The sequence below is a fragment of the Rahnella bonaserana genome (assembly GCF_019049675.1).
Classification (GTDB): Bacteria; Pseudomonadota; Gammaproteobacteria; order Enterobacterales; family Enterobacteriaceae; genus Rahnella; species Rahnella bonaserana.
In genome coordinates this window covers 81,986-105,946 of the sequence record NZ_JAFMOW010000062.1, presented here as the reverse complement: position 1 = coordinate 105,946, position 23,961 = coordinate 81,986, and the positions used below count along the sequence as shown (strand labels likewise).

Genomic DNA, 23,961 nt, shown 5'->3' with positions numbered 1-23,961 from the left:
GGCTGATAAGTTTAAAGAAAACAACCGGAGTGAAGATGAAGGAACAAGACGAGAAAACCAGCCTGATCGGTCTGGCGATCGGTGCGGCGGTCATGGGTCTGATTGCCAGCGGGAAAACCATTAACAGTTACAGCATCACCGAGGAGCTTCGCAGGCTGGGACGCAAAAAAGGTGACGGACTGGAGGATGAAATCTTTGTGAAGGCGGCAGAACTGGTCAGTAAAGGATTGTGACCGCCCCGCCCGGTTTTGGTCATGATCAGGCCAGAGCCAATTTTCCTGATGACAACCCGGCACGTTCTGTGCAGGATGAGTTTTTTCTTTCCGGGGATCATTCATGAGCGCAAAAACGGCATCGCTGGAAAGCCGCATCCGGCAGCAATGGGATCAGCTTTCGTTGCACGAACAACGTTTAGCGGATGTCCTGTTAGCCGCGCCGGGCCAGTTAGCGATGAATACCGCCACCGAACTGGCACAGAGCGCTGGCGTATCCAAGGCGACAGCCACCCGATTCTTTCGTCATATCGGTTATGAAAGCTATGACGCGGCACGCCGTCAGGCGCGTGAAATGCAAAATAGCGGCTCGCCGTTGTATCTTCAGGCGGCACCCAGCGCTTCGCCACTCGGCACACTGATACAAGATCATCTGGAAAAAGAGGTGTCCAGTCTGGTAAACACCTTCCGTTCACTGGAAGACGACCAGCTTGAAGCCTGCGTTGAGGCTATCGCCAGCGCGAAACGCGTTGTGGTGATGGGCTGGCGTCATAGTCAGACGATCGCCATGCTGATTTACCGGGATCTGATCCACATCCATCCTGATGTGCGTCTGCTGCCGCGAGCCGGTGATTCACTGGCGGAACATCTGGCCGCCCTTGGCCCGCAGGATGTGGTGATTTGCGTCGGACTGCGCCGCCGGATGCCTGCACTGGAAACCGCCATGAGCGCCCTTTCTGAAATGCAGGTGCCGATGCTGTATATCTCCGATGTGCTTGCAGGTAAGCCGGCGAAATATGCTAACTGGGTTTTGCGTTGCCATACTGACGTGAATCTGATTTTCGACAGCACCGTGGCCCTTTCCGGCGTCTGTAATCTGCTCTGTTCGCTGGTCGCCCGCAGAATGGGAAAAACCGGCAGCTACCATCTCGCCTCCATCGAAACCTTGCACCAGAGTCTGGAAGAGCTGGAGTAATGCGCCACGCTGACGCATTGGATCAATAGTTTCGCTCCAGATCAGTGCAGCGACAGGCATCCCTGTCGCTTTCCCCTTTTCGCTTGTGAAATCAGTGAAATTAAAATATCAAAATAAGAAACAATTGTTTCTCATTGATTCATTGAGAAAAAACTGTTTCTCGTCCGATTCCGGCTGCGACTGATTAAAAATGTGGCATGAAAACTGCTCTGAGGTTAGTGACATTTCACCAACACCAGGGAACCACCATAATGAAAAAAATAGCATTGCTGATCGCCGCTCTAGTCACTGTTGGCGCGGCTGCCACAGCACAGGCTGACACGCTGTCAGACATTAAAAGCAGCGGCAAAATCACCGTCGGTATCGACCCGACCTTTCCTCCTTATGAATTCACCAACGATAAAGGCGAGATCACCGGTTACAGCGTGGCGATCATGCAATCTTTTGCCAAAGATCTGGGCGTGAAACTGGAATTTCAGAAAACGGCTTTCAGCGGCATTCTGCCGGGGCTGATTTCCGGCTCTTTCAATGCCGAAGGTTCTTCCCTTAACGTCACCGCTGAACGCGCCAAAAAAGTGCTGTTCACAGTGCCCTACAGCAAGACCGTCAACGGCGTGCTGGTCCGTGAAAGTGATGTTAAAAAATTCAGCGGCAAAAATTTGTCACCTGAACAGTTGTCGGGCCTGAGCGGTGCCGTCAAAAGCGCCAGTGTGCCGGAACAGCTTCTGAAGGGCTTTAATGAAACGCTGACCAAAGAAGGTAAAAAGCCGATCACGATTATCAGCGTCGATACGCTGGATCAAACCGTCAGCACGCTGATGACCAGACGTGCGGATTTCGTGTTTGACGATATCTCGGTGCTCGCCCCGATCGTTAAAAAATACCCGAACAAAGTCGCTCAGGTTGGCGAGGCTGGCCCGTCACAGTGGATGGCGTGGGCCACGCGTAAAGACGACACCAGCCTGAACAAAGCCATCAGCGATCACATCCTGATGATGCAAAAAGACGGCGAACTCACCGCGCTGCAAAAACAATATCTCGGCACCACGTTTACCGTGCCCGCCAGCGATTTCATTCCCCAGGAGTAAGTTATGTGCCAATCCCTGCTGACGGTGCCCGCTGGTCATGGCAAAACCTTTACCGTGAACAAAGGGCAATTTATCACCGTCATTGACGCCGACGGTCAGCAAGCCGCCGATTTTGTGGCTGTAAATGCCGCGAACCTGAATGAAAAACTGTCGCCGGTGCATACGCGTCAGCATCTGCGCTCACTGTTCTTCAAACCGGGAGATGCGCTGTGGTCGAGCGAAAACCGACCGATGCTGCGTATCGTCGCCGACACCATTGGTATTCATGACGCCAATGTTCCGGCCTGCGACCGCACGCGTTTCAGTGTCGATTTCGGCGTTAAAGGCCATCGCAACTGTGTCGATAACCTACTGGAGGGTATGAAAGCGCACGGTGTGACCTATTTCAGTCTGCCGGAGCCGTTCAACCTGTTTCAGAACGGCCCCGTCACCGCCGATGGCCGTATGGAAGTGACCGATCCGAACAGTAAAGCCGGTGACTTTATTGTCTTCGAAGCATTATGTGACCTGATTTGCGCGGTGTCGTCCTGTCCGCAGGACATCATTCCCGGCAACGGTTTACAGGTGACGCCGGTTGATATTCAGATCAGCAACCATTACCACGGGGAGATCCAGCATGCTGTTAATGCGTGAGGCCTGGGCCGAAAACGAAGTTCGTCCTCTGGCCGCGCCGGTGGATATCAAAGCCGGTGAAACGGGCTCCATCCGCGTGCTGCGCGGGCAGTTGTTGCGTATTACGGCGGCAGGCGAAGGCGCGGTGGCCTCTCTGTTTGGTTTCAGCCTGAGCGATCCTGCGGTCTGGCTGTCAGTCCATCACACCCGCGTATTCAGCAACAGCTATCTGCTGGGTTCAGGAATGCGTCTGGTAAATAACCGTCGTCGTCCGGTGATGGTGCTGGGCAAAGACAGTGTAAAACGTCATGACCTGCTGCTGCCGGCATCGACCAGTGCATGGCTGGCAGAACGCGGTTATCAGGGTGAAGGTTGCATCGAATCAGTCAGCGCAGAGCTTGCGCGGCTGGGGATGACCGTGCCGAAACTGCCTGATCCTATCAATCTGTTTATGCACGTCCGGCTGACGCGTGAAGGCGATATCTTGCCGGAAACCAACCGCACACAGACGGGTGACAGCATCACGTGTCGCGTGGTCGCAGACACGCTGTTTATCGTTTCCGCCTGCTGCACGGGCATCGACGGCAATGATAAACCCGCTCCGCTGCGGCTTTCAGTGGCGGAAAACCTGTCAGCATTTGGCGAGGAATAACGCATGTTGGGGCTGGATGAACAGGTGATTGCGGCACTTCCCGAATTAGGTCACGGCCTGCTGATGACGCTGACGCTGACCGTACTCGCGGCGCTGCTGAGTCTGGTGTTCGGGCAAATCATCTGCTTTCTCCAGCTGCGCAATGCCTGGCTGTGGCGTGGCATCGGGCGGTTCTATGTCAGCCTGATGCGCGGCACACCGGCCATCGTGCAGCTTTTTGTGGTGTTCTTCACCCTGCCGCGTCTCGGCCTCGGCGGTCAGCCGATGCTGGCAGCGGTACTGGCGATTGGCCTGAACAGCGCCGCGTACGTTGCCGAAATCTTACGGGTTAATCAGAGTCTGGTAACACGCGGACAACGTGAAGCGGCGCGCACCCTGGGGCTGAGTCGCTGGCTGACGTGGTGGTACGTGATCAACCCTCAGGTGATCCGCGCCAGCCTGCCAATGCTGGTTAATGAGTTTACCATTTTGCTGAAAACCACACCGCTGGCGTCGGTCGTGGCGCTGACCGAACTGACCTACGCCGGACAAATCGTTATCGCCCGCACCTATGACGCCACTCAGGTGCTGTTGCTGGTGTCTGCCGGATATCTGCTGATCGCCCTGCCGCTCATTAGCGCGGTGCGGTATCTGCAGGCAAAACGGAGGACGGCATAATGGACTGGCAGGCAATCATCACCTCTTTACCGTCGCTGGGCGCTGGCATGATTGCCACGCTAAAACTCTGTGCGATTGCGGCGTTCTGCTCGCTGTTGTGGGGCACGCTGATGGCGGTCGCACTGATGCGTGCCCCACCTTTCTGGCAACGGTTGCTGCATCTTTATACCAGCCTGACACTGGCGCTTCCGCTGCTGATCGTTATTTATCTGCTCTATTTCGTGTTGCCGGAATACGACATCACTTTTACTTCGCCGCAGGTCGGCGTGCTGGCGCTGACGTTGTATTACGCGCCGTATATCGCGCAGGTGGTGCGCTCGGCGACTGAGATGTTGCCGCGCGGCCAGTGGGAAGCCTGTCGCGTTTTAGGACTGAGCCGTACAGAACAACTACGCGACGTGGTGCTGCCTCAAACGCTGCCGCAGATGTTATCGCCGCTGGTCGGACTGATGATCGGCCTGATTAAAGATTCCGCGCTGCTGTCGATTGTGTCGGTGCAGGAATTTATGTACGCCGCCAAACAGGCGATTTCTGAGACTTATGCGCCGCTGGAGATCTATCTCACGGTTGCGCTGTGTTACTGGGTGCTGAACAGTCTGATTGACTGGCTGGCGCGCCATATTGAATTTCGCATGACGCGCTATCGTCGCGGCATGCAACATTAACCAGGAGAAAAAAATGTCGGCTGAATTTGAGCATCGTGACATCCAGTTAATTGCCGCCCGCCACGGGAAAGCCGTGCGTCTGGCAAAAGGAGAAGCCGTTCAGGTGGTGAATTTGTACGGCACGCAGGTGGTGGATTGCTGGGCGTATAACGCTGAAGATGTCAGCGAGTATATGTGTATGGAAGCCACCCGCGTGTGGAACCAGCGGCTGAATCCACAGGTGGGTGATAGCTTTATCACCAGCCAGCGCCACCCGATTCTGACGCTGGTCGCTGACACCTCACCGGGCGTGCATGACACCTTTATGGCCGCCTGCGATGCCCGGCGTTATGAACTGCTCGGCTGCACCAAACCGCACCGCAACTGCCATGACAACCTGTTCGAAGGTATGGCGGAACTGGGTGTAAAACTGCCGCACGGCAACCTGGCCTCGTTCAATATTTTTATGAATATTCAGGTACAACCGGATGGCCGCACTTTAAAAACGCTGCCCGTGGTCACGCGTCCTGGCGATTACATCATCCTGCGCGCCGAAATGGACTGCTATGTCGCCTTCTCAGCCTGTCCGCAAGACATCGTCAGCATTCAGGGTCAGGGCGACAACACCCCGCGCGATGCCGAATTGCGCATTCTGACCTCAGGATTCCCACAGGTAGATTTGCAGGGGGCCTGGGTACCGGAAGGGGTTTAAAGACAGGAGAAAAGCAAAACTCACTCAACGACTTACCGGCTGTTCGGGCAGCGCCTCCCCCTGCGAAGAGGGAGGAAAAATACAAACCGCTCTTTTATCGTGCCGCGGGTTCCGGCCTTACCGCTTTTTCCAGCGCCGCCCGTAATTCGCTTTCCGTCATCCGCACACAGTAAGAGGACATGCCGCGCTGGAAGCGCCAGCCTTCAGAAAGTGCGCCTGCGTCGACAGCATCAAAACCAAAAGCGTCATACAGCGCAATCACTGCCCTTTTGGTTTCCACATCATCACCGGCCACCGGCAGTGCGCGACGCTGCGGGTCGCCAGCGGGCAAACCGTCGCTTTCGAGATCTGTCATCTGAATCGCATTGAATGCTTTGGTGATTTGTGAATGTGGCAGAAAACCTGCGAGATATTCGCTGGTGGTCGTTGACTGATCATCAAGTTCAGCAATCTGCCCGTCGCGTTCCGGGTAATAATTCACCGCATCGATTACCGGTTTTCCGGCGATTTCCGCCACCGGCAGTTGGCCAATAGCCGTCAGTGGCACCGCAATTACCACAATATCGCCAAAGGAAGCGGCTTGTGTCGCAGTACCGATTTCACAACCGATCATCGGCTTCAGGCTGAACAACGTCTGCGGACCACGTGAATTACTGAGCATGACCTGATGTCCGGCTTTGATCGCCAGTTTAGCCACCGCCCTGCCCACAAACCCTGCACCAATAATGCCTATTTTCATGATTCTTACCTTTCATTTTGTTATCGATGGGGTAAGAATAATTCCACACTCAATATTGATAAATCTCCTTCACAGCCATAAACAAACAACAAACAAGAGGGAATCATGGACCGCTTAACCAGCATGAATGTGTTCGTCAGAACCGCGGATCTGGGCTCTTTCGCAGCCGCGGCGGAGGCGTTACGTATTTCCCCGCAGATGGTGGCGAAACATATCGCCAGGCTGGAATCCCGGCTGGGGACAGCGCTGATTAACCGTACGACGCGCCGTCAGCACCTGACAGACATCGGGCGCAGCTATTATGAGCGCTGTAAAATCGTGCTTTCTGAGGCTGAAGCGGCAGATGCCATCGCACTTGAGATGAAAGTCACGCCTTCCGGTACCCTGCGAGTCAATGCGCCGGTGACCTTCGGCACGTCTTCGCTGGCGCCTTTCATTACGCAGTATCTGGCGAAGTTTCCCGAAACGCAGGTGGAACTGACGCTCAGCGACCGGATGGTCGATCCGGTTGAGGAAGGTTACGAAGTGATCCTGCGAATCGGTGAACTCAGCGACAGCCAGATGATTGCTTATCCGCTGCGGCCCTACCGGCTGATTGCCTGCGCCTCCCCCGGTTATCTCGCACAGAACGGCGTGCCGGAAACCCCTGCGGAACTCGCCGCCCATTCGTGTCTGGTTTACGGTATCTGGTCGCCTCAGGCACCCTGCCGCTGGCAGTTTTACCAGGACGGTAAAATGCAGGAAATCCAGCCGGCAGGCCGTCTGCGTTCCAATGACTGGCGCGCGTTGCTGCACGCCGCCGTCAGCGGATACGGTGTAACGCTGGGGCCGGAAGATGTACTGAGTGAGGAAATCAGGGCGGGACGGCTGGTACAGGTGTTGCCGGATTACGGCGGGCCTTCACGTCCGATGCATGTGCTGACACCGGCAGGATTACGCCAGACGGTGAAGATCCGCAGTTTTATTCAGGCTGTCCGGGAGACGTTTGGCTGAGACGTCCCTTCCACCATAAAAAAACCCACGTTCTCACGTGGGTTTTCAGTTAACCGCTTTCACATTCTGACGATTATTGCCTCGCCAGCGCCGCCGCGTTTTTCCCGGCGAGAATACCGAAGATAATGATATCGGCGACGGCATTACCGCCGATACGGTTTGCACCGTGGATACCGCCGACCACTTCTCCGGCGGCCCACGCACCGGTGATCACCTGTTTTTGCGCATCAAGCACGGCAGTATCCGGGTTGATGGTCACACCGCCCATGGTGTGATGCACGCCCGGCGCGATGCGGATGGCAAAGAACGGTCCCTGATTGAGCGGGTGACGCAGCGCGGTGGTGCGGCCAAAGTCTTCGTCCTTTTTCTCCACCACAAACAGGTTGTAGCGCAGCAGGGTTTCCGACAACGTCTGAGGATCCATATTCAGCTTCACCGCCAGTTCTTCCGGCGTTGGCGCGCTGATCACAAAGCCTTTGGCGATATACTCGTCGGCCGCTTTGTTATTCGACCGCACCTGTTCGTCGAAAATAACCCAGGCACTTTTCTCCGGTAAGGCAATGATTTCAGCAGACACTTTGTCGCGCGTTTCCATCTCGTTATAGAAACGCTTCCCGGCCTGGCTGACCAGGATCGCGCCACCGCCACGGATAGCTTCGGAAATCAGATAGGACGTTGTCTGCTCCACCGTCGGGTGGATCTGAATTTCGCCCATATCCACGGTATCCGCGCCCAGTTTTTGCAGCATGGCGATACCGCTGCCGGTCGCGCCCGCATGATTGGTCGTCACAAAACCATCGAGTTCCGGGCGGTATTTCACCACCATCTCGCGGTTAGCACTGAAACCACCGGTGGCGACAATCACGCTTTTCGCATTCAGGATGCGGCTGTCGTTGTATTCATCCACCACTTTCACGCCGGTCACGACGCCATTATCGGACAAGATTTCTGCCACCGACGTTTCCAGCAGCACTTCGATTTCGCGCCTGTTGATGTTTTTCACCAGACCGCTGATCAGGAAGCCACCCACAGCTGAACGGTCCGCCGGACGGTGCGTACGGTCAATGCTCATCCCGCCGGTGATGGTGATGTCATTCAGTTCAATTTCTTTCGCTGCCAGCCATTCGACGGCTTCCGGTGCCAGCTCCACAAACTCACGCAGCAGGACCGGGTTGTTTTTGAACTTGCCGCCTTTAAGGGTTTCGTCATAGAACAGCTCTTTACTGTCTTCGATACCTTTCAGTTTCTGGAAGCGCGTTTCTGCGGCGTTCATCCCGACTGACGCTTTAATGGTGTTACCGCCAATAGTCGGCATCTTCTCGATAATCACCACATGCGCACCTTCGTCGTGCGCCTGGATAGCCGCTGCCAGACCTGCGCCACCGCTGCCGATCACCACAACGTCGAAGTTTTGCGGTGCCTGCGGGTTGCCGCCTTCTTCAATCACATGCTCTTTGCTGGACGTCGCCAGCGCGCGGGAAACGGCTTTTTTCAACGCCTCACTCTGCGTGGTCGCGCCGGTGATCGCATCAACGTGCGGACTGTTGGCAACCAGCATACGGGTACGCAGGCTCTCGAACGTGGTGGTAAAATCGACGTCCAGAGAGTCGTCTTTGACCAGCGCAATATCAGTAATACGGTCGGTGTCGAGCGTGACGCTGATTTTCAGCTTCAGTGCTTCGGCCTCGACTTTCTCCTGATAGACACCGGCTTTGTATTTACGGCCGGTAACACTGGTGTCGCGGATCATGGCGTCAACCAGTGAGAAGCGCCACAGCGGCTCAGGGATTTTCAGTTCTTCGCGTTTATGGCTGTCGATGAACAGCTCGAGATGATCGTTATTAACAATGCGATCGGCCCAGTCCGGATAGGCGATGCAGGCCTTACCGACGGCAATCAGATCAAAGCCGTATTCCAGCCCTTTCTCGGCATCCGCTTTATTGATCACACCGCCGACGCCAATCACCGGCACTTTAGCCAGCGTTTCTGAGCGCATGGCGCGGAACTTAGTGATCAGCGGGGTCGGGTCCTGCGTATCGACAATGGAAGGACGCAGCAGCTGACCGACCGAGAAATGCACGTAGTCCAGCCCGCGCGCGGCGAGTTTTTCCAGCAGATACATCGTGTCGTCAAAGCGGATGCCCGGCACTTCCAGTTCTTCCGGCGAAAAACGGTAGCCGATAATAAAGGAGTTGTCGGCAAAGCGTTCTGCCATCTTATGAGTGATTTCCAAGACTTCCAGCGGGAAACGGGCGCGTTTGTCGCGGTCACCGCCCCATTTGTCGGTGCGCTGGTTGGAGTTAGGCGAATAGAATTGCTGAATCAGATAGGTGTTGGCACCGTGGATTTCCACGCCGTCGAATCCGGCTTTAATGGCACGGTTAACGGCATCACCAAATTTGGTGATCATGGTTTCCACTTCTTCGCCGGTCAGTTCTTTCGGCTGGGTTGCGCCTTCACGCGGAGCAGCGATGGCACTTGGCGCGACAGGTGTGCGGCCGCCGATCAGTTCCGGCTCCACCATTCTTCCGCCGTGATAAATCTGCAAAATCGCTTTTGAGCCTTTGGATTTAATCGCATCAGCAATTTTCTTCAGACCGGCAATTTTGTTGTCGCTGTCGATAGCGATAGCGCCGGGGAACGCCGGGCCCATACGGTCAATGAAGCAACATTCGACGATGATCGTGCCGATGCTGCCGGCACGGTCGCGGTAATATTCCACCAGCTCACTGGTAACGGTACCGTCATAAAAGCCGGTACAGGTGGTCATGGGTGCCATCAGCAGACGGTTTTTCAGTACCGCGCCGTTAGGAAGCGTGAGCGGATTTAGTACCGGGGTCAGCTTATTCATTATGATCAACTCCGAAATATGTAAGTCTTGAATTTTTCCGTGGCCGCATTACTTACCGTTAGAAAACTACCGATTAATTAAGCAATCCGAAGCAGGCGAATATAGAAATCTATTGGCTAATTTATTTGCATCAGGCGATGAAATTGGCGTTATAAACGTGCTGGAAGCAGGAGTTGTTTATTTACCCGACATGAAAACCAATACCACCCTCAAGTGTTAATGATGAGTTGACAAAAATCAACTTTAGATTAACATAAAAAATCTCACCTGCAAAATCAGCAAGTTGGATGTGAAAGTTGGCGTTTACTCAAATTTACTCTACATTCACACAAGCGGATTCTTGTAAGAAATAAATAACCACAATTTTTGTAATGATATTAGGTTAAATATAAATGAATTCTCTCTTCATTTATCCTAAGAATAATAGTAACGACTTAATTGCGTCACAGAGGCTCCATCATCATTACGTACCGCTTAACACATTTCTGATAAAGCATAATTAAGGGTTCGTTGAACCAGAACACGATAACCGGGGCATCAGGCTCACTCTCAATTACGGGCAGAAAAATTTATGAAACCCACATCCACGCTCAATGATCCCGCCAAGGCCGCACCGCCTGCCGCGAGTCAAAAAAAACATCTTATTATGCTATTCCTGCCGGTCCTGGTGGCAGTGCTGTTACTGCTGACGCCAGTACCCGCGGGGCTTGAACCTTATGCATGGCACTTCTTCGCCATCTTCGTCGGCGTGATAGTCGGGTTGATTTTCGAACCCCTGCCGGGCGCTGTCATTGGCCTGACCGGCGTGGTCGTCATCGCCCTCTTCAGCCAGTGGCTGTTATTCAGCCCGGAAGAAATCGCCAACCCTAAATTTAAAATGCCCACCGAAGCGTTCAAATGGGCGGTGAGTGGCTTCGGTAACTCAACGGTCTGGCTGATTTTCGGCGCGTTTATGTTTGCCGCAGGGTATGACAAAACACAGTTTGGCCGCCGTCTGGCGCTGATCCTGGTGAAATATCTCGGTCGCCGCAGTCTGACGCTCGGTTATGCGATTACTTTCGCCGACCTGTTACTGGCGCCCTTCACGCCGTCCAATACCGCGCGCAGCGGCGGCACGATTTACCCAATCATCGCCAACCTGCCGCCTTTATATGGCTCCAAGCCCAATGACCCGAGCGCACGCAAAATCGGTTCGTATCTGATGTGGGTGGCGATTACCGCCGCCTGTATCACCAGCTCAATGTTTCTCTCTGCACTGGCGCCGAACCTGCTGGCGCTGGCGTTAGTCAAAAGCATCACCGGCTTTACTATCTCCTGGGGCATGTGGTTCCTGGCGTTCCTGCCACTGGGCGTGCTGTTGATCCTGACCATGCCGCTGCTGGCCTACTGGTTCTATCCGCCGGAAGTAAAAATTAATGACGAAGTGCCCCGCTGGGCGAAAAGTGAGCTCGACAAACTGGGTAAACTTTCACGCAACGAAATCCTGCTGCTGATCTTCGTCTGTTCTGCCCTGCTGATGTGGATTTTTGCCGCGTCGTGGATTGAACCCGCGATGGCTGCGCTGCTGGTCGTCGTGCTGATGCTGTGGACCGGTGTATTGAACTGGAACGATATCACCAGTAACAAACCGGCCTGGAACACCTTCGCGTGGTTCGCCACGCTGGTGGCACTGGCGGATGGTCTGGCCCGTGTCGGCTTTATTGCCTGGCTGGGTAAAGAAGGCGGTCAGTTGCTGGATGGATTCGACCCGCAGGTTGCGGCCGTCATGCTACTGATTGCGTTCTTCCTGCTGCACTATTTATTCGCCAGTACCACGGCACACACCACCGCGCTGTTACCGGCGATGCTGACGATTGCCGCGGCTATTCCGGGCATCAACATGCCGGTTTACTGCCTGATGATGGTGACATCGCTGGGTGTGATGGGGATCATCACCCCATACGGCACCGGCCCGAGTCCGATCTACTACGGCAGCGGCTATCTGCCAACCAAAGACTACTGGCGTCTGGGCACCATCTTCGGTGCTATCTTCCTCGGCGGCATGATGCTGATTGCCTATCCGTGGATGGTATTGATGTTCTGATACGCTTTCTGAAAAAGCAAAACCGGCCCGTGGATCACCGCTGGCCGGTTTTTTTTATCTTGAAATTAATCGCGCATCACACCTGCGCCATACCGCCGTCTACGAACAGCTCAGTACCGTTGATAAAGCTGGCAGAATCGGAAGCCAGAAACGCCACCACTTTGCCGATTTCTTCCGGCTCACCCAGTCGTCCCAGCGGCACCTGTGCGGCGAGCGCATCAAATAATCCCTGACGGTGTTCATCAGGCACCAGCCCGCCAAGACCCGGCGTGCGTACCGGTCCCGGACTGACGACGTTCACACGAATGCCGCGCCCTTTCAGATCCAGCGCCCAGGAGCGGACAAAATTACGCACCGCGGCCTTACTCGCGCTGTAGACACTGAAGCTTTCCGTCCCCTGAATCGAAGTCGTCGAACCGGTGAGGATCACCGAACCCCCTTCGCGTAGCAACGGCAACGCTTTTTGTACGGTGAACAGGACGCCGCGCACGTTGGTGCCAAAAATACGGTCGAAATGTTCTTCAGTGATTGCGCCCAGTGGCTGCATATCGCCGCCGCCCGCGTTAGCAAACAGAATATCCAGATGTCCTGCGCTTTTAGAGATTTGCGCATAAACCGCATCGAGGTCGCTCAGCACCGAGGCATCCGCGCGGATCCCCGTTGCGGCGCTGCCGATTTCGCTGACTGCCGCATCAAGTTCTGACTGACGGCGACCGGTGATAAATACCATTGCGCCCTGCTCAGCCAGTTCTTTCGCGCTCGCCAGGCCAATACCGCTGGTGCCGCCGGTAACCAGTGCAATTTTTCCTTTCAGTAATTTGCCCATTTTCATTCCTTACTATCTGTGGAGTTTTCGGTGAGCCGCGTTTGCGGCATGGACTTACTGTAGTCCTGCACGGTTTATTGAAAAATAGTGGAAAATGAAAATGACTATTCATGGCTGTGTATAATCAAAACAGACTGACTGGCGGAGAAAATCGGATGGATCAGCTGACAGCAATACGGGCATTTGCCCGCGTGGTGGAAGCCGGAAATTTTACCAAAGCGGCAGATTCACTGGATATGCCCAATGCAACCCTGAGCAAACTGGTGCAGGATCTGGAAGCCTATCTCGGCGTGCGGCTGTTGCAGCGCACCACGCGGCGGGTGACGGTCACACCGGAAGGTCGCGGGTATTATGAAAAAACAGCGCGTGTGCTACGCGACCTGGAAGACATCGATACCTCGCTCAACACCGCGCGCAGCAAACCACGCGGGCTGTTGCGCGTTGACGTTGGTGGTTCCACGGCGCGTGATGTTCTGATCCCGATGCTGCCTGACTTCATGACGCGCTATCCTGACATTTGCCTGGATCTGGGCGTCTCTGACCGGCCTGTCGATCTGATCAGCGATAATATAGATTGCGTGATCCGCGGCGGTCCGCTGGATAACTCGTCGCTGATTGCCCGCAAGATTGGCGTCGCCACACTTATCACCTGCGCAACGCCGGCTTACCTTAAATCTTTTGGCACCCCGGCGTATCCCGATGAATTAAAAAACGGTCACCGGCTGGTCAGCTATGTCTCGTCGCAAAATGGCCGCGCCTTCCCTTTCCGTTTTGAACGGGACGGTGAAAAAACTGAAATCAAAGTCGCGCACCGCGTCGGCGTCAACGAAAGCAATGCCCATCTTGCCGCCGGACTGGCGGGACTCGGGATCATCCAGACATTCAGTTATTCGGCAAACAGCGCGCTACGTGAGGGAACGCTGGTGGAAATCCTGAAAGAATGGCGTCCGGCGGTGTATCCGTTCCACGTGGTTTATCCGCAAAACCGCCACGTCCCCCAGCGCCTGAGGGTATTTATCGACTGGCTGCTGGAGGGATTTGCGCAGAGGGTTGGGTGAAGCAGATTTGCTCAAAGCATTATATTATATGGAGTAGCTTTAGCATGTGGCGTTGCAGGCAGAGAACGTTAATCTGGGTTATTCAGTGAACTTACACAGCAGGGTAAACTATCCGTAAGCAGATATAACGGAAACAGATAAAACCAGAGGATGGTATGGATTTAGAAATTATTGGAATTGCGCTTGCTATGTACATTACAGCGGTTTGGATGCTGTTACACGGTATACGAGGGTTTCAGACAGGGCTTATTATTGAGACGAGAAAGGGCACTCCTGAAAAGGATTATTATTACCGCGGTGACTTTGGATTTTATTTTAACGTGTTTTTATATATTGTTTTTGGTACCGGACTTACAGGTTTTGCTACCTGGTTTCTTATGACCCGATTGGGTTATTGGTAGGTTTTACGCTGCATGAACCTTATACAGCGTAAAACCGTTTAAACCGTCACACCTCAAACATCTCCGCCCCGATATAAGAGCCCTCTTTCGGAGCCGGTGGCACGAAGAAGATCCCCGAACCGATGTGCGAGATGTATTCATTCAGCGCATCGGATGCGCCGAGTTTTGTCTGCAAGGCTTCAAATTGCGCCGGGTCTTTCTGATAGCTGATAAATAACAGTCCGGCATCGAGTTGCGCCATGTTATTCAGGCCGTCGGTGTAGTTATACGAACGCCTCAGGATTTTAATCCCACCGTTGTTCTCATGTGCCGCCAGGCTGATATGCGCCGTTGCCGGGATCACCAGATTGCCGTCGGCATCTTTTTGGGTGAAATGCGGGGTATCAAACTCTTTGGTGCCGGTCAGCGGCGCACCGGAAACTTTATGGCGTCCGAACACATTATTCTGGTCACTGACCCGGTCCGTATCCCAGCTTTCAATGTGGATTTTGATTTTCCGCACCACCTGATAACTGCCCTGCTGTTGCCACGCCGGACCGCCATCTTTGATCCAGACATACTTATCAAAATCCGCTTTCTCGGTGATGTTGCGGGTGCCGTCTTTAAAGCCAAACAGGTTGCGCGGCGTGGATTGCCCTTTACCGGCAGACGCGCGACCAAATCCCATGACCGTCCAGCGCGTTGCCGCCGCGCCAGTGCTTTTGGCGATACGCGCTAAATCGCGGATGGCGTGATAGGCCACCTGCGGATCGTCAGCGCAGGCCTGCAACGAAAGATCGCCACCGGTCAGTTCCGGCTGCATATCGTCACTTGGCAATTGCATCAGTTCGCGCAGGAGTGGCGGTTTTTGTTTTGCCAGCCCGAAGGTGTCGGTGAATACACGCGGACCAAGCCCCACGGTGACGGTCAGTGACGCCGGGCCGAGATCCATTGCCTCGCCGGTGTCCATGCCCACACCGCTGTCACGTGCCGGTTCCACCTGACCGATGATGCCGCCTTTCATTAACTGTGCAATCGCCGATGACCATCGCGCCAGCAGGACCTGCAAATCCTGACGGCTGGTGGTGGTCAGATCAAAAGTCATGTACATAATATGGCGCTGCGGCGGCGTGGTGACGCCCACCTGCCCGCCGTTTCCGTAAAACGGATACTGGCGCGACAGGTCGATTCTGTCTTCAGGGTCGTGTGCCGCCACCGCCTGAACGTGCGCATGGGCAACGGTCGGGATCGCCAGTGCACTGGCACCGGCTACCGCGCCTTTCAGCACATCACGGCGGGAAAACTTACCGGCCTCCCTGGCCGGTTCGCGTTGTTCACTCATTCATCAGGCTCCCTTATTAGCTGCCACTTTCTCACCAATTTTAGACAGGGGTTCCTGCAACGCCTGAATAGCACGGCTCAGCTTCGCAGCGTCAGAGGCTTTGAGTTCAGCGGTGTAATATTTGTATCCGCCGGGGACGCTGGCATCACGGTAGGTTTCCAGCTGCGCATGGACGGCAGCGAATTGCGCGGCGACCTGCTTCGTGAGCGACGGATCGATTTTCTCCAGCCCCGGTTGCAGGAAGGCAAACGCCTGTTGTGCGCCTTCGACGTTGCCGGCGAAATCCACCAGATCAAAGTGGCTGAACGCTTCTTCTTCACCGTTGATTTTGGTGTTCTGCACTTCTTCCAGCAGGTCGGCAGCACCGTTAGCCAGATCTTCCGGTTTGTAGGTCAGGGCTTTGGTCAGCGTATCAAGCTGCGCGACGTTCTTCTGCAATTCTGCCGCCAGTTGTCTGGTTTCAGGAGTGATTTTGCCCTGTCCGAACAGGTCGCGCTCGATGGCGTGGAAGCCGTGCCAGCCCGCCTTCGGATCGAGATTTGAGGCGCGCATGTCGATCAGGTAATCCAGGTTGCCGGAGTTCTCGGTCGCCTTGAAGCCCGGCAGTACAAAACCGTCCACGTCAGATTCGATACGCTCGTAGAACGGACGCGCTTTAGCGTAATCCGCTTTGGCCGTAGCCAGATCACCGGCATCGATATCCGCTTTCAGGCGGTTAACCGCCACCACCATCGCATCCACTACGCCATTGACATAAGTGGCATAATCTTTGGTGCCCTGCGCCAGAATAGTTGCGGTGCTGCCCGCCGGTTGCGCGGCGCTTTTACCGGTCACGGTAAAATCAGTCATCTCATGTTCTGCGCCGGGGCAGTAAATCTGATATTTGCCGCCATCCAGCGTCAGGGTGAATTTGACCGCCGGAAGCCCCGGAGCCAGGTTCTCTTTTTCGCCCAGAATCCGGTTGTTGCTCAGCAGTTCCAGTTCGGTAATGGCCGTCGCAGTTTTATTAACCACGTTAAATGTCACCGGACCGGCTTTTGCCGAATGATGTTCCACCACACAGGTGCCGCCCTTGTCGCCGGTCATGGTGATATTCACCTGCGAAACGCCGTTCGTCACCGGTGCCTGTGAGGCACTGGCCGGAGCATCCAGCGAAAGCATCAACATTGCGGTCAGGCCCGCAGCGGTCATCAGCGATTCTCTTTTCTTAAAATTCTTCTTACGCATGAATTACTTATCCTTTATTTTTTGGCAAATGTGTGTGTGGTTGGGAACCGAACGACAGGTCATATTCCCGGCTGACAGATGACCGTTCATGTCGGAATTTCAGTAAAACCCGCAGTGCAGATACAGCAAAAATCAGGGCCAGCGCCGCCAGCAAAGCAGGCAGCATGTAAGCCCAGAAACGATAAGTGTCCTGATAACGTTGCCTCTGTTGCAGCGCTTCAGAAACGTGCTGCTGCCAGGCGTAGCTCAGCTGCCAGTTGCAGGCAGAAACGTCGGCGGTGGGTGTCCGGACCGTTACCGTGCGTGGGGACTGCAGGCCACTACCCGAAAGCGTGATGACCTCGTCGGCCTGCCCGCTGGCGTCAAGTAAAGCATCACCGGCAGCAACAACCTGAACGTTGCAATGCACCGTCCACTGCGCCTGATAAGGCCCCGGATGCATGGCCGGATTCAGCCCGATGGGAATACGGTTACCGTAAAGCGCCACGACCTGATCCAGCGAGACGACATCCGGCGCACCCGCGGGCGTCAGGGAGGTTTTGGTATTCCATTCACGGGTCGGCAAACCAGCACGTTCGCCGCTCATGGCGGCATCGCGCGCAAGCGGTATCTGCGTAATCTTCCCGGCGGCAGATTGCACACTGAGCTGATAGCCGTTATCCGCGGTGACCAGAAGTTGCACCTGACCGGCAGGCGTTTGCGCATTACTGACCAGCGGCGCGCTGTCCGGCAGTTGCAGGGTAAACGGGGGATAAAATAACCACAGCGACAGCGCAGCGAGCGCCATCACACCGGCGAAGACCATCGAAAGACCTGCCGCTTTTTCCGGTGCCGGACGACGATGTGCTGGCCAGTAAACCATCACCGAAACCATGCCGATATACAACAACCAGGCCACAGTCTGGATCTGATTAGGATCGGCAGGAATACCCAGCACACCGGTGATCAGCGCTGAACGGACAGTACCCGGCGGCACCAGCCAGGAGAGATCGGCGATACGTTGCTGACCGATATTCAGCCAGCCCGCCTCGTGTGCGGTTTGCAGTGAAGTGATGATCAGTCCGCCTGCCACGAGTATCAGGAACAGGCCGGTAAAACGGAAAAAACGCGATAAGTTGATGCGGATACCGCCAAAATATAGACCGCAGCCGATGATTACCGCCACGATAAGGCCGGTCACCGCACCGACGGCGGCCCACATCGCAGACTGCGCCACCGAGAATGTCGCCAACAGAAAGACGCTGGTTTCAAATCCTTCTTTCAGCACCGCCAGAAATGCCATACTGGCCAGCGCCCAGGCACTGGATTGGCTGATGGCTTCAGCGGCGTCGCTTTCCAGCTCTTTTTTCATGTTGTGAGCGTGGGTGTTCATCCACATGATCATGCCGGTGACAAAGAACACCGCGACCGCGCCGATGACCGATTCCATCCCTTCCTGACTGGCCTGCGGCAAGGCACGCTCTGTCATTTCCAGCGCAATACCGACAATGACAGAGAGCACCAGCGCCAGCACGACGCCCACCCACATCGCAAAAAGACTTTTGCCATTTTTACGTAAAAAGGCCGCAATAATGCCGACGATCAGTGCGGCTTCAAGGCCCTCACGCAGACCGATGATAAAGGTGGCTAACAAAGGTGACTCCAGCAACAAGAAGCATTATCAAATTATTAATGATAATTGATATCAGTTGGCGCAATGACTGGGAAGAAATGGAGTATGAGGATTTGCAACAGATTGCGTGAGAAATGTAAATTTGCTGAAAAACAGGGGTTAATTGTAAGCAGGTGAAAATTTACGCGATTATTGTTTTGATTTCAGCCAGTTCACGATCAATCCGCCCATCACAATCAGCAGGATGAAAGAGACGTAAAGAAGCCAGCTATTCACTTCGGCAAGCATATCGCCGAACAACCAACCAATCGCCATCAGAAACAAGGTCTTGGGAATGGCCGCGATAATGTTGTAAAACATAAAAGGCATCAGCGGCATACGCGCCATACCCGCGGCAGTCAGCACCAGCGCACCAGCAGAATGCGTGAGTTTGCCTGTCACCAGTATTCGTCCGCCCTTACTGCCAAAACTGCTGACCACTTTTTCCAGCCGTTCCTGCGTCAGCCCGAGACGGATAAGCCAGCGCGGCGGTTTTCCGTCCGCGCCGATAACCCAGCGCCCCAGCGAATAAAAAAGCAGATCCCCGAACACTTCCACTGCCATGACCACAGCAAAAATCCCGGTTAAGCTTAAATAACCGAGACGAGCGAAATAACCGGCGATGACCGTCACCACCGGCCCTTCCAGGATGGCCAGCGGCGTCATGATCAGCAGGCCGTGCGCTCTGATCAGGGCTTCAAGAGATTCGAGTGAAAACATACTTTCCTTATTGACCGGACGGCTGACTGGCAATGACAGGAACGTAAAATAAGCGCCTTTAAAATCTGATGCAACACGCGCCCTGTTCTGCCCCCGATAACTGGCTGCGCAGCGCGCTGAATAATTCGCGTCCACAACCGATGTGTTCAGCGCTCAGATCCGGCTGATACGCCTTGCGTGCGGCAAGCTCAGCAGGATCAACACGTAATTCGAGCTCACCGGTTCGCCCGTTGACGCGAATAATATCCCCCTCACGCACTTTCGCCAGCAGCCCGCCGTCACAGGCTTCCGGCGTGACGTGAATAGCGGAAGGGACTTTGCCGGAAGCGCCTGAAAGTCGCCCGTCAGTCACCAGCGCGACACGGAATCCGCGATCCATCAATACACCCAGCGGCGGCATCAGTTTATGCAACTCCGGCATACCGTTGGCCTGCGGCCCCTGAAAACGCACCACCACCACGCAATCGCGATTCAGCTTACCGGCCTCGAATGCGGGGACGATGTCATGCTGGCTTTCAAATACCACCGCAGGGGCTTCAATAATCTGATTATCCGCAGGTACCGCCGAGGTTTTCATTACCGCACGTCCGAGATTGCCCGACAGCACTTTGGTGCCGCCGTGATGCTCAAACGGCTGGGACACACTGGCGATCACCTGCTTATCCGCCGACGTTTCTGCTCCTTCACGCCATGCCAGCTTACCGTTGTCCAGCCACGGTTCCTGCGTGTACCGCGCCAGCCCGAAACCGGCGACGGTATTCACATCTTCATGCAGCAGGCCTTTTTTCAGCAGCTCACGGATAACCAGTTGTACACCTCCGGCCGCCTGGAACTGATTGATATCCGCCGGACCGTTCGGGTAAATACGGCACAGCAAAGGCACCGCGTCGGACAATTCAGAGAAGTCATCCCAGTTGATGATAATGCCCGCCGCGCGCGCCATCGCCACCATGTGCATGGTCAGATTAGTGGAACCGCCGGTCGCCAGCAGGGCGATAATGCCGTTAACGATCGTTTTCTCATTTACCATCTGACCGAGCGGCTGACAGTTGCCGCTGTTTTCGGTCAGCCGCGTAATCTGGCGTGCCGCGCAATCCGTCAGAGCATCACGCAATGCAGAATCCGGCGCTACAAACGAGGCACCCGGCAGATGCAGACCCATCACTTCCATCACCATCTGATTGGTGTTGGCAGTGCCGTAAAACGTGCAGGTGCCGATGCCGTGATAGGACGCGGCTTCTGCTTCCAGCAGCGCCTGACGATCCACTTTGCCTTCGGTATACAACTGACGTACGCGCACTTTTTCTTTGTTTGGCAAACCGGTACTCATCGGCCCCGCAGGTACAAACACGGCGGGAAGATGCCCAAATGACAGCGCCGCCATCACTAATCCGGGCACGATTTTGTCGCAGATGCCGAGATAAAGCGCGCCGTCGAACATATTGTGGGAAAGCCCGATGGCCGCCGACATGGCAATGACGTCGCGGCTCATCAGTGAAAGCTCCATCCCGTCCTGCCCTTGCGTGACACCGTCACACATCGCCGGTACTCCACCCGCCACCTGCCCAACCGCACCGACGCTTTTCAGCGCCTCTTTCAGACGCTGCGGATAATGTTCATACGGCTGATGCGCAGAAAGCATGTCGTTGTAAGCGGTGATAATAGCGATATCGCTGCGCACCATATTTTTCAGCGCATTCTTTTCCTCCGGCTGGCAGGCGGCAAAGCCATGCGCCAGATTGCCGCACGCCAGCTGCGCGCGGTGAACGGTTTGCGAACGGGCAGCGGCTATACGCACCAGAAAGGCTTCACGGGTTTTCGCGGAGCGGTCGATAATGCGTTGCGTCACGCGGGATAGTGTCTCATCAGTCATCTTGTTCTCCATTAAGCCCCGGAAGGCCATCATGGCGTTACCGGTAACATGTTATCGGTAACATTATCTGGGCGATTTTTATCTCTGACAATCTGCCCGAGGGTGCGAACATCATTATTGTGACCGGTATCTACATTGAAGTGTGGTGATGAAACATATTTCGAATAGGGGTTAACACCAGTACAACAAAGGCGGCAGAAAACGGAATAAACGGGGTGAGCATGGAAAGCTTAAAAACGCACTTAGCGCTAAATAATTTATTTCAGCCTTGAAATTATTCAGTTCCTTGCCTATTACTTAATATTAGCGATAAACCGTTGTTTTAAAGCAAGGTTTCTTCGCCAACAGGGTAATTATAAATTCGCTTATGGCAAGCACAGTTAACTCCCTTACGGGTTTCTGACATTTGAGGCATACATGAAAAAGATTAGCGTCGTTATTGCAGTGGCTCTGGCCGGTCTGATTTCTTCCAGCGCTTTTTCTGCTCAGTTGATGAAAAAGTCTGAGTTCAAAAAAGTAGAATCTCAGTACACCAAAATTGGTACTGTCAGCACCTCAAATAAAACGTCTCAGTCTGGCGCGCTGGAAGATCTGTCCAAAAAGGCAGATAAGAAAGGCGGTGACGTTATCGTTTTAACCTCAGGTAACACTAACAACAAAATTCACGGCAATGCCGATGTGTACAAGAAAAAATAAGATTCTGTTTCTATGCAAGAATTTTGTTTCTAAGCAATAAAAACAGGCCCGCAAATTTGCGGGCTTTTTGATGCCCGATTATGCTGATTAACAAAACCTGTCTCTGGCCGTCAGCCGGTCTTTCGTGTCTTTTAATAAAAGGGAAATTTTATGATGCTGTCGGCTCCGCTGATGCTGGTCATCATTGGTCTGGGATCCTTGCTGGCGCAGTGGCTGGCCTGGTTGTTAAAAATCCCGGCTATTCTGCCTTTACTTTTACTGGGCGTCGTACTTGGCCCGGTAACGCATGTTATCCAGCCCGATGCCCTGTTCGGTAATCTGCTGTTTCCGCTGGTGTCGATTTCGGTCGCCATCATTTTGTTTGAAGGCGCGCTGACGCTGCGTGTGGACGAAGTCCGCGGGCTGGGCGGCGTGGTGCGCAATCTGGTCACTATCGGGATGCTGGTAACGTTCGCCGTGATCAGCCTCGCCTGCTGGTGGCTGCTCGGTTTTGAGCCAGAACTGGCGGCGCTGGTCGGTGCGGTGACCGTGGTGACCGGCCCGACGGTAATTGCGCCGTTAATGCGCGTGGTGCGCCCGAATGCGGCTATTAACCAGGTGCTGCGCTGGGAAGGTATTGTGATCGACCCGGTGGGTGCGATTTTTACCCTGCTGGTGTTTGAATTCATTACCCTGCGCGAACACGCCGAATCGCTGACGCACCTTCTCTGGACGCTGGGCGAAACTGCCGCTGCCGGGCTGATACTGGGCGCAGTTTCTGGTTACGTGCTGGGCGTCGCACTGCGCCGTGTGTGGATCCCCGCTTATCTGCAAAACCTTGGCGTACTGGCGGTCATGCTGACCGCGTTCGGGCTTTCCAACGCCCTTGCAGATGAATCCGGTATGCTGACCGTCACCGTGATGGGCATCTGGCTGGCGAATATGCGCGATGTCGATACCACTGACATTCTGGCCTTTAAAGAGGAACTCTCGGCCATTCTGATTTCTGCATTGTTCATTATTCTTGCGGCGCGGCTGGATATTCAGGCGCTGGTAGAAATGGGCTGGCCGCTGATTGGCCTGCTGCTGGTAGTCCAATTTATCGCCCGCCCGCTGTGCATTGCCGTCTCAACGTGGCGTTCTTCCCTGCACTGGCGCGATCGCCTGCTGCTGTGCTGGATTTCTCCCCGTGGCATCGTGGCGGCGGCTGTCAGTTCGCTGTTCGCCCTGACGTTACAGCGCATGGGTTACCCGCAGGCCGACAAACTGGTAACCGTCGTCTTCGCCATTATCATCGGCACGGTGGTGCTGCAAAGTCTGACCAGCCGGGCGATTTCCCGTGCGCTGCGGGTGCAGCAGAAAACACCGCGCGGCGTGCTGATCGTCGGCGCAAACAGCGTGGCGCGGATGCTGGGAAAAGTGCTGATGAAGCAGGATATTCCGGTGCGGCTGACCGACAGCAGCTGGGAATATTACCGGCAGGCGCGGATGGACGGCATTCCGGCCTATTACGGCAATGCATGGTCGGAACATGCGGAAAACTTTCTGGATCTGAGCGGCGTATCGCAGGTGCTGGCGCTTTCGCCTAACCGTCATCAGAACGCGCTGGCGGTATATCATTTCAGTCATATATTCGGGCGGGAAAAGGTGTTTGCTGTGCGCTCCGGCCCGGCGCTCAAAGGTGCCCGCTCGCAGGAAAACAGCCGTTTTCAGCGCCATGAAGTGCTGTTCAGCAGCGACGCGACCTATTCGAAGCTCAGTTCTTTGCTGGCAAAAGGTGCGGTGATTAAAGCCACACAGCTCAATGAAAGTTTTGGCTGGATAGACTACCTGGAGAAAAACAGCGGCGTGCTGCCTCTGTTTGCTGTGCGTGAAAACGACACGCTGATGGTGCTCAGGGAAGGCAATACCCCGCCGGTACCCTGCACGCTGATTGCACTGGTTCAAAACGAAGCATAAAAAAACGCGCCGCTGTTTCATCTTCAGGAAC

At 54.7% G+C, this 23,961-nt stretch carries 22 protein-coding genes; 14 read left to right on the top strand and 8 right to left on the bottom strand.

The window, feature by feature from the left end; genetic code table 11:
• Positions 1-35: 35 nt before the first annotated feature.
• The 8 genes from J1778_RS12005 (at position 36) to J1778_RS11970 (ending at position 5,553) form a co-directional block, all read left to right on the top strand.
• Complete coding sequence (locus tag J1778_RS12005) at positions 36-233, top strand: hypothetical protein (RefSeq protein ID WP_217147851.1); 198 nt, start codon at positions 36-38, stop codon at positions 231-233.
• Between the two features lie 103 nt (positions 234-336).
• The gene (locus tag J1778_RS12000; protein ID WP_217173352.1) at positions 337-1,188 is read left to right on the top strand and encodes a MurR/RpiR family transcriptional regulator; all 852 of its coding nucleotides are present in this window, start codon (positions 337-339) and stop codon (positions 1,186-1,188) included.
• Between the two features lie 251 nt (positions 1,189-1,439).
• Entirely contained in the window at positions 1,440-2,276 is an 837-nt protein-coding gene (locus tag J1778_RS11995) for a transporter substrate-binding domain-containing protein (RefSeq protein ID WP_217173351.1), read from the top strand.
• A gap of 3 nt (positions 2,277-2,279) precedes the next feature.
• Positions 2,280-2,909: a DUF1989 domain-containing protein gene (locus J1778_RS11990; protein WP_217173350.1), complete on the top strand. Its 630-nt coding sequence runs from the start codon at positions 2,280-2,282 to the stop codon at positions 2,907-2,909.
• The gene (locus tag J1778_RS11985) at positions 2,893-3,540 is read left to right on the top strand and encodes an urea carboxylase-associated family protein (protein WP_217173349.1); all 648 of its coding nucleotides are present in this window, start codon (positions 2,893-2,895) and stop codon (positions 3,538-3,540) included. Before J1778_RS11990 ends, J1778_RS11985 begins: the two co-directional genes overlap by 17 nt.
• 3 nt (positions 3,541-3,543) lie before the next feature.
• A complete protein-coding gene (locus J1778_RS11980) occupies positions 3,544-4,197 on the top strand; it encodes an amino acid ABC transporter permease (protein WP_217173348.1) in 654 nt (217 codons plus the stop codon).
• Positions 4,197-4,862 carry an amino acid ABC transporter permease gene (locus tag J1778_RS11975; protein WP_217173347.1) on the top strand — a complete coding sequence of 222 codons (666 nt, stop codon included), beginning with the start codon at positions 4,197-4,199 and terminating at the stop codon, positions 4,860-4,862. The genes J1778_RS11980 and J1778_RS11975 overlap by 1 nt, the downstream gene beginning before the upstream one ends.
• Before the next feature lie 13 nt (positions 4,863-4,875).
• Entirely contained in the window at positions 4,876-5,553 is a 678-nt protein-coding gene (locus J1778_RS11970; protein WP_217173346.1) for a DUF1989 domain-containing protein, read from the top strand.
• Positions 5,554-5,647: 94 nt separating this feature from the next.
• Here the strand turns inward: J1778_RS11970 and J1778_RS11965 are convergent, their stop codons facing one another.
• On the bottom strand, positions 5,648-6,292 hold the full coding sequence (locus J1778_RS11965) for an NADPH-dependent F420 reductase (RefSeq protein ID WP_217173345.1): 645 nt from the start codon (positions 6,290-6,292) through the stop codon (positions 5,648-5,650).
• 105 nt (positions 6,293-6,397) lie between these two features.
• On the opposite strand from J1778_RS11965, the gene J1778_RS11960 reads away from it, so the two are divergent.
• A complete protein-coding gene (locus J1778_RS11960; protein ID WP_217173344.1) occupies positions 6,398-7,285 on the top strand; it encodes a LysR family transcriptional regulator in 888 nt (295 codons plus the stop codon).
• Between the two features lie 73 nt (positions 7,286-7,358).
• Here the strand turns inward: J1778_RS11960 and J1778_RS11955 are convergent, their stop codons facing one another.
• Positions 7,359-10,136 carry a flavocytochrome c gene (locus J1778_RS11955; protein ID WP_217173343.1) on the bottom strand — a complete coding sequence of 926 codons (2,778 nt, stop codon included), beginning with the start codon at positions 10,134-10,136 and terminating at the stop codon, positions 7,359-7,361.
• 571 nt (positions 10,137-10,707) lie between these two features.
• On the opposite strand from J1778_RS11955, the gene J1778_RS11950 reads away from it, so the two are divergent.
• On the top strand, positions 10,708-12,219 hold the full coding sequence (locus J1778_RS11950) for an anion permease (protein ID WP_120162499.1): 1,512 nt from the start codon (positions 10,708-10,710) through the stop codon (positions 12,217-12,219).
• A 76-nt stretch (positions 12,220-12,295) separates the two neighbouring features.
• Here J1778_RS11950 and J1778_RS11945 read toward each other — a convergent pair whose 3' ends face one another.
• A complete protein-coding gene (locus tag J1778_RS11945) occupies positions 12,296-13,045 on the bottom strand; it encodes an SDR family NAD(P)-dependent oxidoreductase (protein WP_217173342.1) in 750 nt (249 codons plus the stop codon).
• Between the two features lie 155 nt (positions 13,046-13,200).
• On the opposite strand from J1778_RS11945, the gene J1778_RS11940 reads away from it, so the two are divergent.
• Positions 13,201-14,103, top strand: coding sequence for a LysR family transcriptional regulator (locus tag J1778_RS11940; RefSeq protein ID WP_217173341.1), 903 nt, complete (start codon positions 13,201-13,203; stop codon positions 14,101-14,103).
• A 155-nt stretch (positions 14,104-14,258) separates the two neighbouring features.
• Positions 14,259-14,504, top strand: coding sequence for a hypothetical protein (locus tag J1778_RS11935; RefSeq protein WP_217173340.1), 246 nt, complete (start codon positions 14,259-14,261; stop codon positions 14,502-14,504).
• Positions 14,505-14,550: 46 nt separating this feature from the next.
• Here J1778_RS11935 and efeB read toward each other — a convergent pair whose 3' ends face one another.
• The 5 genes from efeB to edd all read right to left on the bottom strand — a co-directional run bounded on the left by efeB (position 14,551) and on the right by edd (position 21,296).
• The gene (gene efeB, locus J1778_RS11930) at positions 14,551-15,825 is read right to left on the bottom strand and encodes an iron uptake transporter deferrochelatase/peroxidase subunit (protein WP_217173339.1); all 1,275 of its coding nucleotides are present in this window, start codon (positions 15,823-15,825) and stop codon (positions 14,551-14,553) included.
• Positions 15,826-15,828: 3 nt separating this feature from the next.
• The gene (gene efeO / locus J1778_RS11925) at positions 15,829-17,052 is read right to left on the bottom strand and encodes an iron uptake system protein EfeO (protein WP_217173338.1); all 1,224 of its coding nucleotides are present in this window, start codon (positions 17,050-17,052) and stop codon (positions 15,829-15,831) included.
• 7 nt (positions 17,053-17,059) lie between these two features.
• A complete protein-coding gene (gene efeU / locus J1778_RS11920) occupies positions 17,060-18,685 on the bottom strand; it encodes an iron uptake transporter permease EfeU (protein WP_217173337.1) in 1,626 nt (541 codons plus the stop codon).
• Between the two features lie 168 nt (positions 18,686-18,853).
• On the bottom strand, positions 18,854-19,423 hold the full coding sequence (locus J1778_RS11915; RefSeq protein WP_217173336.1) for a DedA family protein: 570 nt from the start codon (positions 19,421-19,423) through the stop codon (positions 18,854-18,856).
• 58 nt (positions 19,424-19,481) lie between these two features.
• The gene (gene edd, locus J1778_RS11910) at positions 19,482-21,296 is read right to left on the bottom strand and encodes a phosphogluconate dehydratase (protein ID WP_217173335.1); all 1,815 of its coding nucleotides are present in this window, start codon (positions 21,294-21,296) and stop codon (positions 19,482-19,484) included.
• Between the two features lie 417 nt (positions 21,297-21,713).
• Between edd and yahO the strand changes: the two genes are divergently transcribed.
• Both yahO and J1778_RS11900 read left to right on the top strand, forming a co-directional pair.
• Positions 21,714-21,992 (top strand): DUF1471 family periplasmic protein YahO, encoded by a 279-nt coding sequence (gene yahO / locus J1778_RS11905; protein ID WP_217173334.1) that lies wholly within the window; start codon positions 21,714-21,716, stop codon positions 21,990-21,992.
• A gap of 150 nt (positions 21,993-22,142) precedes the next feature.
• The gene (locus tag J1778_RS11900) at positions 22,143-23,930 is read left to right on the top strand and encodes a cation:proton antiporter (RefSeq protein WP_217173333.1); all 1,788 of its coding nucleotides are present in this window, start codon (positions 22,143-22,145) and stop codon (positions 23,928-23,930) included.
• Positions 23,931-23,961 lie beyond the last annotated feature (31 nt).